8 protein-coding genes and 3 pseudogenes are annotated in these 11940 nt (G+C 36.8%); 8 read left to right on the top strand and 3 right to left on the bottom strand.

Annotated features, from left to right (window positions below):
* From B9N66_RS10005 to B9N66_RS07740, 7 genes and pseudogenes are all read left to right on the top strand, one after another.
* Positions 1-110: pseudogene (locus B9N66_RS10005) on the top strand (amino acid ABC transporter permease); the annotation flags it as partial.
* Positions 103-831, top strand: coding sequence for an amino acid ABC transporter ATP-binding protein (locus B9N66_RS07715; protein WP_087579060.1), 729 nt, complete (start codon positions 103-105; stop codon positions 829-831). The pseudogene B9N66_RS10005 and the gene B9N66_RS07715, both read left to right, overlap by 8 nt.
* 11 nt (positions 832-842) lie before the next feature.
* On the top strand, positions 843-1616 hold the full coding sequence (locus B9N66_RS07720) for a basic amino acid ABC transporter substrate-binding protein (RefSeq protein WP_087580543.1): 774 nt from the start codon (positions 843-845) through the stop codon (positions 1614-1616).
* 555 nt (positions 1617-2171) lie between these two features.
* Positions 2172-2783: pseudogene (locus B9N66_RS10110) on the top strand (nitrate- and nitrite sensing domain-containing protein); the annotation flags it as partial.
* Positions 2784-3338: 555 nt separating this feature from the next.
* Positions 3339-3950: pseudogene (locus B9N66_RS10115) on the top strand (methyl-accepting chemotaxis protein); the annotation flags it as partial.
* Between the two features lie 194 nt (positions 3951-4144).
* On the top strand, positions 4145-4861 hold the full coding sequence (locus tag B9N66_RS07735) for a basic amino acid ABC transporter substrate-binding protein (protein WP_087580546.1): 717 nt from the start codon (positions 4145-4147) through the stop codon (positions 4859-4861).
* Positions 4862-4935: 74 nt separating this feature from the next.
* Positions 4936-7668 carry a M16 family metallopeptidase gene (locus B9N66_RS07740; protein WP_087580547.1) on the top strand — a complete coding sequence of 911 codons (2733 nt, stop codon included), beginning with the start codon at positions 4936-4938 and terminating at the stop codon, positions 7666-7668.
* Positions 7669-7835: 167 nt separating this feature from the next.
* Here B9N66_RS07740 and B9N66_RS07745 read toward each other — a convergent pair whose 3' ends face one another.
* Genes B9N66_RS07745 through B9N66_RS07755 form a run of 3 tightly spaced genes read right to left on the bottom strand, consistent with a single transcriptional unit; the run spans position 7836 to position 9322 of the window.
* A complete protein-coding gene (locus B9N66_RS07745) occupies positions 7836-8723 on the bottom strand; it encodes a hypothetical protein (RefSeq protein WP_087580548.1) in 888 nt (295 codons plus the stop codon).
* Between the two features lie 51 nt (positions 8724-8774).
* Positions 8775-8996 (bottom strand): hypothetical protein, encoded by a 222-nt coding sequence (locus B9N66_RS07750; RefSeq protein WP_021091847.1) that lies wholly within the window; start codon positions 8994-8996, stop codon positions 8775-8777.
* A 32-nt stretch (positions 8997-9028) separates the two neighbouring features.
* Positions 9029-9322, bottom strand: coding sequence for a putative quinol monooxygenase (locus B9N66_RS07755; RefSeq protein WP_087580549.1), 294 nt, complete (start codon positions 9320-9322; stop codon positions 9029-9031).
* Positions 9323-9483: 161 nt separating this feature from the next.
* On the opposite strand from B9N66_RS07755, the gene B9N66_RS07760 reads away from it, so the two are divergent.
* Positions 9484-11937, top strand: coding sequence for a molybdopterin-dependent oxidoreductase (locus B9N66_RS07760; RefSeq protein WP_087580550.1), 2454 nt, complete (start codon positions 9484-9486; stop codon positions 11935-11937).
* Positions 11938-11940: the final 3 nt, after the last annotated feature.

Consider the following 11940-nt stretch of genomic DNA (forward strand, 5'->3'; position numbering starts at 1 on the left):
TTTACAGCCCAGAGCCAGTCATTTTTACGGGCATCGTTTACTATGTGAGTGTTAAATTTTTCACCTTTTTGGTGAAATTACTTGAGAGGAGATTAAACCGCCATGATTGAGATTAAAAATTTAAACAAAAGTTATGGCGATTTGCGAGTTTTAAATGATATTAGTGTAGATATAAAAAAAGGTGAAGTTATAGCGATAATTGGTCCAAGCGGTGGTGGCAAAAGTACATTTTTACGTTGTATAAACCGCCTTGAGGAGCCAGATAGCGGGCACATCAAGATAAATGGCGAAGATATTTTAGATAAAAAATCAGATATAAATAAAATTCGCCAAAAAGTGAGCATGGTTTTTCAGCACTTTAATCTTTTTGCAAATAAAAACGTCTTGCAAAATTTAACTCTAGCTCCGATAAAAGCGGGAATTTTAGATAAAGTAAGTGCAGAAAAAAGAGCTGATGAGTTGCTAAAAAGTGTTGGGCTGAGTGATAAGAAATTTGCCTATCCGCACAAGCTTTCAGGCGGACAGAAGCAACGTATCGCGATCGCTAGAAGTCTAGCGATGGAGCCAGAAGTGATACTTTTTGATGAACCGACAAGTGCGCTTGATCCTGAGATGATCGGAGAGGTGCTTGATATTATGAAAGATGTTGCTGCAAGGGGCATAACGATGCTTGTGGTAACTCATGAGATGGGCTTTGCAAGGAATGTGGCAAATAGAATTTTCTTTATGGATAAGGGCAAGATAGCAGTCGATGACACGCCAAAAAATGTCTTTACAAATCCGCAACATGAGCGTTTAAAAGAGTTTTTAGGCAAAATTTTAAATCATTAAAGGAGTAGAAAATGAGTAAAATTTTAAAATTTTTGATGGCAAGCTTGGTTTTATTTTTACTAGGTTGTGGCGATGATGCTAATAAAAAAAATGCAGTAAATAATGCCGAAGAAGCTAGTAAAAATGTGGTTTATAAAGTTGGCTCGAGCGCTGATTATCCACCTTTTGAATATCTTGATGAAAACAATAAAATTGTTGGCTTTGAGATAGATTTATTAAATGAGATCACCAAAAAAACTGGAATAAAATTTGATGTTGCAAATATGAGCTTTGATGGACTGATATCAGCATTAAAAACCGGTAAAATCGATATTGTCATAAGCGGAATGAGTGCAACTGATGAGAGAAGAAAATCGGTTGATTTTACCAAGCCATATTATTTTTCAGAAAATTTATTTATCCGCAAAAAAGGCTCAGATGTAAATAAAGACAACCTTAAGGATAAGAAAATTTCAGCTCAAGTTGGAACATTGCAAGAAGAAGCAGCCAAAAGCATAACTACTAAGTCGATACCTGCTGAAAATGTAGCAGCTGCCATCATGTCACTAAACGCTGGTAAAATCGACGTTGTACTAACTGATAGTCCGATAGGGGTTGAATATTTAAAACAAAATCCAGATTTGGAAGAATTTTTAAGAGTTCCTGATGGCACAGAAGGATTTGCGATGGCGTTTGATAAAGGCAAACACACCGAGCTTATCAAGAAGATAGACGCAGCAATCGATGAGCTACAAAAATCTGGTGAATTTGACAAAATGCTAGATAAATATGGATTAAAGAAATAAATCTAAATACAAAATTTGCAGAGAAGCAGGAATTCTCTGCAAAAACTCACTTTTTTCTAATTTTTAAAATTTAACATCTTTTAAAAGTAAAATTAATAAAATAACTTAACTATTTTCAAGGAGAAAAAATGGAGCTTCTCAGGATGAGAACGGCATTTATTTTAAATGTGCTATTTTCTATTTGCATGTATCACAATTTTGTTAAAAAATTCCTACTAATTAATAAAGCTAAATTTAAATTAAAATTTTACATAAATAGGCTAATCAATATTTTTTATAAAAACAACCAAAAGTATTTTTTGGTTGATAAAGTTTAAGTATTAAAGTCGTATGACTTTATTTTTTTGAAGCAGATATTAAGAAAAACTAAAAGGAGAGAAAATGAATAATCTAGGTATTAAATCTAAGATTATGGCGATAGTTATCGTCAGTCTTATTGGCCTTGGTATCATGAGTGCATACATGCTAAATGGTATCTTAAAGACTCGCTCAAAAGCAGAGTTTAGCGAGAAAATCGTGGATACAATAATAAATCAAAATAATTTTATCCATGAAATGCAAAAAGAACGCGGATTTAGCTCAGGTGTGTTAGCAGGAGGGGATAATAAAAATTTATTAGAGCAGCGTAAAAAAGTAGATGCTGCGCTTGATAAACTTGAAGAGAAAAATGAAATAGTTTCAGAGATAAATAGTATCCGCTCAAATGTGGATCAAAAAAGTGGTAATGATCTAATTAGTCGTATAACAAAAATTTTAAGAAAAGAGGTTATTGCTATAAATGGATATAGCGATAAGCTCGAGCCTAGCTTGGTAGATGATCTAAAGCGTATCATTATTGTTGGTGAGATAAAAGAGTCTTTTGGTATTTTGCGTGCTACTTTAAATGGAATTTTTACTAAAAAGAGCATAAGTAAAGATGACTATAACAAAGTAGTTGCACTAAATAGTGTTATAAATAAATTTATGCAGGATTTTGACGATTACAACCCAAAAGAATTTAGCGATGAATTTGATGCCATCGCTAGAAAAAAGGCTGATTTTATAGATGCTATAAATATTATTAAAAATGTAGTTACTACTGAAGATGCATCTTATGACGCAGCGAGTTGGTTTTCAAAGATAAGCATTTCAATAGATGCGATGAGAGAGCTTGAGCTTAAACTACTTGATAGTATGCAAAAAGATGCACAACACATAAAAAGTGAAGCAAATGCCCAACTTATTATAAGTTCTATTGTGATTGCGATTTGTATTTTACTTATGTTGCTAGTATCTACATTAATAGGTAAAAATCTGATCTCTGGTATAGATCAGACTAAAAATGGCTTAGTTAAGTTTTTTGACTTTTTAAATAACAAAACTAATAAAGCTGAATTTTTAGATCGTAGCGGTAGCGACGAGATCGGACAGATGAGTGCACTAATAAATGAGAATATCAAACAAATCGAGGCAAATTTATCTGAGCAAAATAATTTCATTAAAGAAGCAAATACTTTTGTAAATCAAATTGGCAAAGGTAACTACGTAGCTCAGCTTAACGCAGATACTTCAAACCCTGCACTTAGCCAGCTAAAACAAACTTTCAAAGACTTACAAATCGCACTTAAACATGCTATTGCGGAAAATGGCGATGACGTGTTAAATCTATTAGAAAGCTTTAAAAAACAAGACTTTACTAAAAGGCTTGAAGATGATGGCAAAATGGCGGTTGGTATAAATGCTCTTGGTGAAGAGATAGCTAAGATGTTAAGGGCAAATTTAGATCAAGCTCATGTGCTAGAAGAAAAGGCTGAGTCTTTAAGCCAGTCAATGAAAGAACTAACTCAAGGTGCAAATGTACAAGCAAGCTCACTTCAAGAGTCTGCTGCTGCAGTAGAGCAAATGTCAAGCTCAATGAATGCAATATCTCAAAAAACATCTGATGTTATTAGACAAAGTGATGAGATTAAAAACATCATAACTATTATTAGAGATATAGCTGATCAAACAAATTTACTAGCTCTTAATGCTGCAATCGAGGCAGCACGTGCAGGAGAGCACGGCAGAGGCTTTGCGGTTGTTGCAGATGAGGTTAGAAAACTAGCAGAGAGAACTCAAAAATCTCTAACAGAGATCGAAGCAAATACAAATGTACTAGCTCAATCAATCAATGAAATGAGTGAATCTATAAAAGAGCAAAGTGAGGGAATCAATATGATAAACCAATCAGTTGCTCAAATAGACACACTTACAAAAGAAAATGTAGTAATTGTCAATAAAGCAAATGAAGTAACATCTGATGTTGACGACATGGCTAAGGCAATAGTAAACGAAGTTAGAAAAAGTAAATTTTAATCTTTGACTTACTCTTAGAGCTCCTACTATTCTATCCCTTAAGATAATTAAGGGATAGAATTTATCTATAAAAATTTATATGCTACTTTGCTATACGATTATTTATAGCATTTTTCTTTTATTGTAAATTTAAACAATTTTTAATAGAGAAATACTGATAATTAAGCCACTAAATCACCTTAAAGGACACTATTATGAAAAAGATCTTTGCTCTTTTACTCACAGCTTTTGTTGCTCTTTGTGCAAATGAGCTAAAATTTGGTACAGCGGCAAACTACCCGCCATTTGAATACATCGATGAAAACAACAAAATAACAGGCTTTGACATCGATCTTATAGATGAAATTTCAAAGCGTGCTGGCTTTTCATATAAGATAGTAAATATGAGCTTTGATGGCCTCATCCCAGCACTTAAAGCTGGCAAGATAAATGGCATCATAAGTGCGATGAGCGCGACTCCTGATAGACTAAAGTCGATCGACTTTACAAAGCCATACTATCTAACTGAAAACATCTACCTAAAGAAAAAAGGCAACGACGCTTTGAAAGCTAAAGAGGAGCTAGCTGGCAAAAAAGTAGGCGTACAACAAGGCACCATCCAAGAGCTAGCTGCAAATGCGATAAATGGCGCAAAAGTAGTGCCTTCAGAAGATACTGTGCCACTCATCATGGGATTAAAAGTTGGCAAATTTGACGCGGTCATCCTTGATAGCTCTATCGGATATGGCTTTATCAAGAAAAATCCAGAACTTGAGGCATTTTTCAAAGAAGTTGATGGTAGCGAGGGTTTTTCAATAGCTTTTGATAAAGGAAAAGAGAGCGCATTAATAGAGAAAATAAATCAAATTTTAGATGAAATGAAAAAAGACGGAAGCTACGAAGCTTTACTTAAAAAATACGATCTAAAATAATCTTCTAGCCTGCAAATTTGCAGGCTTATGCTAAATTCTGCTTTGTCTATCGATTAAAATTAAAAAGGAAAATAATGAGAAAAATTTTGTTGCTTTTTTGTCTAGTAATGGGTCTTTTTGCGCTTCAAAACGATAAAGATATGTTAAATGGAGAGCTAAAAAACGGGCTAAAATACTATATTAAAGAGAATAAATTTCCACAAAAAACAGCTATTTTTTATCTTGTTATAAATTCTGGTTCAACTGATGAAAAAGACGGCGAGCAAGGTCTTGCTCACTTTTTGGAGCACATGGCATTTAATGGCAGCCGCGACTTTAGCAAAAATGAGCTCATTAAACAGCTCGAGAGCCTTGGTGTGAAATTTGGAGCTGATCTAAACGCGCAGACGAGCTACGATCAGACGAGTTATGTCTTAACGATTAATGTAAATGAGAAAAATTTACAAGATACATTTAAGGTCTTTTCGAATTGGGTAGATGGCATTAAAATAGATCCTAAGGAGCTTGATAAAGAGCGTGGCGTCATAATGGAAGAGGAGCGTCAGAGAAATACGCCAGGATATAGGCTTTATTTGGCTCAAACAAAGGATATTTTTGAGGGCAGTATCTATCTAAAAAGAGTGCCAATAGGCGATATGAACGTCATCAAAAGTGTAGATGCTAAGCACATGCAAGAATTTTACGAGAGGCTTTATCAGCCAAGATTTATGAGCTTTGTTGCAGTTGGCGACTTTGATAAAAATGAGATAAAAAGCTTAATCGAAAAAAACTTTAGCCAAGCAAAAAATACAAATTCTTACATTCATCCAGAAAAAAATATCAGCTTTAAAAATGGTTTAAATATTTTTAACTATGACTCGAATGAAACTGGAATGGAGCTAGTTAGACTTAGCTATTTTGATAAATTTAGCCAGGTTGTAAATGAAGCTGACGTAAAGAGAAATCTAGAAGATGCACTTATCGCAAGCCTGATAAATATGCTTTATGAGCAAAAAAATGCAAATAATTCATCAAATTTAAGCACTGATTTTATAGCTCAAACACTTCAAGCAAAGCAGAAAATTTATAGTTTCGAAACAAATGTACTTGGAGGCGATTTTAACGCAAGCCTTAAAGATATGCTTGGCGTTATAAAAGGCATTAAAGAGTTTGGCTTTAATAAAGATGATTTTGAAGATGTGAAAAAGGCGTTTGTGGCAAATGTAGATGCAAAATTTAAACGCTCAAAGACTAAAAAATCAAGCGCTTACGCAGGGCAAATTTTAAATATGATAGAAAATGGTGGCTTTGTGTTAAGAGACGAAGACGACAAAGAGCTTAGTTTAAAGCTATTAAACGAGATTACGCTAGCTGACGTGAATGATAGATTTAGGCAAATTTTGGCCATTTCTGATGAGCGTGTAAGAATTTTTAGCAAAGATGGTTTTAAGCTTAGCAAAGATGAGTTTTTAAAGCTTTTTGCCAAGGCGCCTGCTTATAACACAAAACTATCTGCTAGCAACAACGACAAGGGTCTAGGCAATGAAAATTTAGAGCCAAAAGAGATAAGCTCAAGAAGCTTTGATGAAAAAAATGGAATTTATACCTATAAAATGCAAAATGGCTCGCAAGTTATCTTTAAGCCACTAGCTACTAAAAAAGATAGCGTTTTGTTTGCGGCCGTCAGCAAAGGAGGCACATCAAATTTGGCTGATCCAAAGCTTGGTAGCTTTGCAGTTGCGCTTACGAACGAGAGTGGCGTTGGTAAATTTAACAACTACGAGCTGTCAAAAATACTAAATGGCAAGATCGTAAGCTATCAAAAGAATATCGAGGGTCTTACGCAAGGATTTTTTGGCTCGTCAAGTACAAACGACCTTGACTCGTTGCTAGCTGTTATAAATTTAGAATTTAACGCTCCAAGAGCCGATGCAAACGTGCTTGAGAGGATAAAGCAAAGAGCAAAAGATGAACTAAGCAAAGAGCAAAATTTGCCTGAATATAAATTTAGTACCGAATTTAGCAAGTTTTTTTATGAAAACAATAAACGTGTCGCGCCGCTTGAGATGGCTGATATCGATGCGTTAAAGCTAAATGAGCTAAAAGAGATCATCAAAGATAAATTTACAAACGCAGCCTCATATACTTTTGTAATCATCGGCGACACCGACGAAGAGAGGCTTTTGCCACTTATTAAAAAGTATATCGCCACTTTACCAAAGCTTGGCGAGGCTGAAGAGTTTAAAGACGATGGCGTGCGAAGTATCAAGGGGCAGCACACCTTTAAAAGGGAGTATCAAAGCACAAGAAGAAGCGATGTTGGTATAAACATCATAAATTCTGATGCGAAATATAGCTTTGAAAAAGCGATTAGACTAAGAGCATTAAGTGAAATTTTAAAAACCGCACTTCGTGAGCAGATCAGAGAAGATAAAGGTCAAACATACGGCTTTAGCCTAAATGCCAAGCTCGCACGCTATCCTTTTGAGCATTCAGATATGCTAATTAGCTTTACATGCGATCCCGTAAATACGGATAAGATCATTGCTGAGATAAAGCAGATAATAGCTAGCATCAAGAGTAGTGGCGCGATCTTGCCAAAGCATTTGGAGGATTTTAAGGCACAGAGTGAAATTTCTATAAAAAAAGATTATGAAAAGCCTGAGTTTTGGCAAAAGCTCATCATCTCAAATAAAATTTTTAAGACGCCACTTTATACGGCTGATGAGTACATAAGTGCGGTAAAAGTCATCACAAATGACGATATCAAAGAGGCTGCTAAACTCTATCTTAAAAATATGGTAATAAGTATAAATAATCCGAAATAGAAATTTTAAGAGTCAAGCTGGCTAGCTCTTAAAATTTAAACGCGAGTAAAAATTTATTAAGATAAGCTAGCTTTTTAAATTAGTTGGCTAAATTGGCTCTTTAAATTCAACTCTAAGTAGAAATTTAGTGATCCAAGCCAGCCCCAAATTTCAGCATAAAGCCAAAGCTAAGCGAGAATATCCTTTGGCTTTAGCTTGTTTAGCTTTTGCACTAGTTCATCAAAGCTTGCTCCATTTTCGACCTCGCGCCTGATAAATTCCTCAAAAAATTCACGTTTTATATCTTTATCCGTATAGGTCACGCTCTTTTTGGTAACTTGCATAGGCTTAAATTTCTCTTCTTCCATCTCTTCATCGCCATTTTCTCTAACTGGCGTAAGAGCGATATTTTGCAGCACATCAGCGATGCTCTCGCCCTTTTCATAGCTTGTTTTTAGAAATTTTAAAAACTCATCTTTGCTGTTTTTATCAGCGTAGCTCACACGGTGCAACATAGGCTGACCTAAGAATTCTATACGTTTTTTATCCGAGCTTTGCTCGTAATGTAAAGCCCCGTCTTTAAAAGAAATTTTTACATTTGCATGCTCGCCAAGTATCCTTTCGGTAGTAAATTCCAGCCATTTATCTTTAAACTCATCGATACTTAGATCAGAGTCTAGTAAATTTGTAGCCTCACGGCTTAGATAAAGAGCACCAAAAGCATTATTGATTATTTTATTGTTTATGCTCATTTTGTGATTTTTGATGAACTCATCTACGCTAAAGCCGTTTTTCTCGCTAGTTAGAATGTAGCTTGCTCGCCAAAGCTTCGTGCTATCAATGAAATTTTTAAGGCTAGAGATTTCATCTTTGCTCGCCCCACTATCAAGGCCATTTATCTTGCCCCAGATAGAAATTTTATCATTTGATGAATAGCCAGAGAGCGGTAGATACTTGATGTCTGCAGTTTTGGTGGGAATTTCTACTTTATTTAAATTTGCGTTTGTGGCTTGGCGCTTACTAAAAGCGTCTTGGTAGTTAAAGCTTTGATTAAATCCATTTAGCGCGTTTATCATGTCAAAATCCTTTAACACAATATCGGCAAGCAGATTTAAATTTTAAGTGGATTATTTTTTATTGCGGTATTTTTCAAAAATAGCGATCATTTGGTATGAGTTTTGGGCGATTTTAAATTTATTTGGATTTTTGCCTAGTAGCTCTTCTCTTAAAGAGTCGATAAATTCCCTATCTTTTTTGCAAGCCTCAAAGCTCACTCGCCCTCTAAGTACGGCCATAAATATAATATCAGCAGTCGCATTTATCATCTCAAGCATTTTTTCTTCGCTCATTTTTGTGGATTTTGCCCTTTTTAAAGCAAATACTATTCCTTTACGCTTACAAAATTTACTATTTTTACCTCTTGGCTCTCTTTACAAGCCTCCAGCGCGGCTGCATTTTTCACCATATGAGCGCTTTTCATATGCTCTTTTTGGCTTGCAAGATCTTCCCAAATTTCCATAAAACAGTATTCATTTTTACCGCCCACAACCATGCCGCACTCGTAGCTTATGCAGCCTTTATCTTTTCTTGAAGCTGGCACGATCTCTTTTAAAATTTCTTCAAATTTTGCCTCACACTCAGCTTTTAACTTTACATTTACATAAAATCCAATCATCTGCCCATCCTTTAAAAATTTTTGGCTAAAATAGCGCAATTTAGACGCAAGTTTGCGTATTACATTACAAGGCCTTTAAACGATGAAATGATACAAAACCCTAAATTTATAATTTCTAAAACCAACTAAAAACAATAAATTTAACCAAAATTGGAGAGAAAATGAAAAGACGAGACTTTCTAAGATTAAGCGCATTAGGCGCGGCTAGCCTTCAAGCAAAAGAGCTTGGAAGCGCAGAGCAAGCGTTATTTGACAAGAAAAGCGGACTAAGCGCAAATAAATTTGGCGCATTTTATATAAGAACTATAGCAGGGCGCGTGGTCGAGACCGTGCCATTTGAGGGAGATGCTTATCCAAACGAGCTAAATAACGCAGTCATTGACTACATCCAAAACGAGAGTAGAGTAAAATATCCATTTGTTAGAAAGAGCTTTTTAGCCAATCCAAACAACCCAAAACCTGAGCTTCGTGGCAAAGAAGAATTTGTGCGTGTGAGCTGGGACGAGGCTATAAAGCTAAGTGCAAAAATTTTAAAAGAAAATTTTGATAAATACGGCGCTGAAGCGATCTACGGACAGGTTTATCAGTGGGGTAGCCTCGGCAAAGTTGGCCACAGCCAAAAGACCGCAAAAAGGCTACTTAACGTGCTTGGTGGCTACGTAAATGAGCTAGGTGGCTACTCATACGGCGCAGCGACTGTCATCATGCCTCACGTCACTGGCTTCGTCGATCCTGCGCTAGCGCCAACAAAGTGGGAGGCTATCTTAAAAAACGCCAAAACGATCGTATTTTGGGGTACAAACCCAGTCGTTTCAAACAAGATCGCCATTGGCGTGCCGCTTCATAACTCATATAAATACTATGACGAGATCAGAAAAAAAGGCGAGAGCGGCGAGATGAAAATTTATAGCGTCGATGTTTATCACAACGATAGCGCAAAATACTTTGACTCAAAATACCTTGAAGTCGTGCCCTGCACCGATACGGCGATGATGATAGGTATGTGTAATTACCTTTATGAAAAAGGGCTTTATAGTAAAGAATTTATAGAAAAATACACAGTTGGCTTTGATAAATTTAAAGAGTACATGCTTGGCACAAAAGACGGGGTCAATAAAAATTTAGCTTGGGCAAGTAAAATTTGTGGCGTTAGCGAGCAAGATCTGGCAACTTTTTGTGAAGACCTAGCCAAAAACGACTCAGTCATAGTTAGTGGCTACGCCATGCAAAGGCAAGATCACGGCGAGATGGCGTATTGGGCGCTTGTGACGCTAAATGCGATGCTTGGACACATCGGCAAAGAGGGTTGTGGCTTTGTCACAAATGATGGCATGCACAAAAATGCTGATGAGAGCTTCATAGCGCCTAAACTAGCGGCGTTTGAGACGAAGGTACCTCAAAAATTTATTGATAGTGGCTTAGTGCCAAAGACAAAGGGCTATGAAATGCCAAACTCAAGGCTCATAGACGCGCTTCTAAGCCCAGGCAAGGAGATAACAAGAAATGGTAAGAGCTATAAACTGCCAAAGATTAGGGTAATGTTTAACGCAAATGGCTCGACTTTCACAAGGCATCCTGACGCAAATAGAGCGATAAAAGCTATGCGAAATGTCAATGCTATCATCACTTGCGAGCCATTTTGGACAAGTACAGCTAAATTTAGCGACATCGTCTTGCCAGCTGCGCTTGAGTACGAGCGAACTGACATCGAAATGGCAAATTCAACGAGCGAGTATTTATTTGCAATAAAGCCACTTGTTAAGCCGTTTGGCGAGAGTAAGAGCGATTACGAGATCGCAAGACTGATTGCCAAAGAGTGGGGCAGGGAAGAGGCATTTAGCGAGGGTAAAAGCGAGCTAGAGTGGGTCAAGACAATATATGAAGATGCCGTTAAAAAGGCTGCTGAGCTTGGGTATGAGAGCATGCCAAGTTTTGAGGAATTTTGGAAAAAGGGATATTTTAGATTTGACAAGGTCGATGAGAAAAAACGTTACTTTACAAACTACAAGAAATTCCGCGACGATCCAGTGGCAAATCCGCTAAAAACGCCATCTGGCAAGATAGAAATTTACTCTGAGACGGTCGCTGGCTTTGGCTATGATGACTGCCCACCGCATGCAGCTTGGCTTGAGCCATTTGAGTGGCTGGGCGCAAAAAATAAAAAATATCCTATCGCAATCAGCGGCGCGCACTCTAAATTTAGACTTCACTCGCAGCTAAATAACTCTGTACTTCGCAACTTTAACGAGATCGCAGAGCGCGAGCCAGTGCTTATAAATCCAAAAACAGCCGAGGCTAGAGGAATAAAGATGGGCGACGTGGTGCGTGTGTTTAATGATAGAGGCGAAATTTTGTGCGGTGCCTTTGTCACTGAGGACGTGCCACAAAATGTCGTAATAGTAAGCGAAGGTGCTTGGTACGACCCTGAAAAACCGGGCGAAAAGAGCCTTTGCTTGCACGGAAATTTAAATGTGCTCACAAAAGACGTGCCATCAAGCAAGATGAGCCAGAGCAACACCGCTCACACAAGCCTTGTGAATGTCGAGAAATTTAAAGGAGTGCCAAAGCGTGTAACTGCATTTGACGCACCAAAGATTAGCATAATGCACGCATAAAAT

It is taken from the genome of Campylobacter concisus, assembly GCF_002165775.1.
GTDB classification, from domain to species: domain Bacteria; phylum Campylobacterota; class Campylobacteria; order Campylobacterales; family Campylobacteraceae; genus Campylobacter_A; species Campylobacter_A concisus_E.

What these genes read in the sequence shown, in the direction of transcription:
- B9N66_RS07715 (WP_087579060.1), top strand. Translation starts at nt 103, where the DNA reads ATGATTGAGATTAAAAATTTAAACAAAAGTTATGGCGATTTGCGAGTT.
- B9N66_RS07720 (WP_087580543.1), top strand. Translation starts at nt 843, where the DNA reads ATGAGTAAAATTTTAAAATTTTTGATGGCAAGCTTGGTTTTATTTTTA.
- B9N66_RS07735 (WP_087580546.1), top strand. Translation starts at nt 4,145, where the DNA reads ATGAAAAAGATCTTTGCTCTTTTACTCACAGCTTTTGTTGCTCTTTGT.
- B9N66_RS07740 (WP_087580547.1), top strand. Translation starts at nt 4,936, where the DNA reads ATGAGAAAAATTTTGTTGCTTTTTTGTCTAGTAATGGGTCTTTTTGCG.
- B9N66_RS07745 (WP_087580548.1), bottom strand. Translation starts at nt 8,723, where the DNA reads ATGATAAACGCGCTAAATGGATTTAATCAAAGCTTTAACTACCAAGAC.
- B9N66_RS07750 (WP_021091847.1), bottom strand. Translation starts at nt 8,996, where the DNA reads ATGAGCGAAGAAAAAATGCTTGAGATGATAAATGCGACTGCTGATATT.
- B9N66_RS07755 (WP_087580549.1), bottom strand. Translation starts at nt 9,322, where the DNA reads ATGATTGGATTTTATGTAAATGTAAAGTTAAAAGCTGAGTGTGAGGCA.
- B9N66_RS07760 (WP_087580550.1), top strand. Translation starts at nt 9,484, where the DNA reads ATGAAAAGACGAGACTTTCTAAGATTAAGCGCATTAGGCGCGGCTAGC.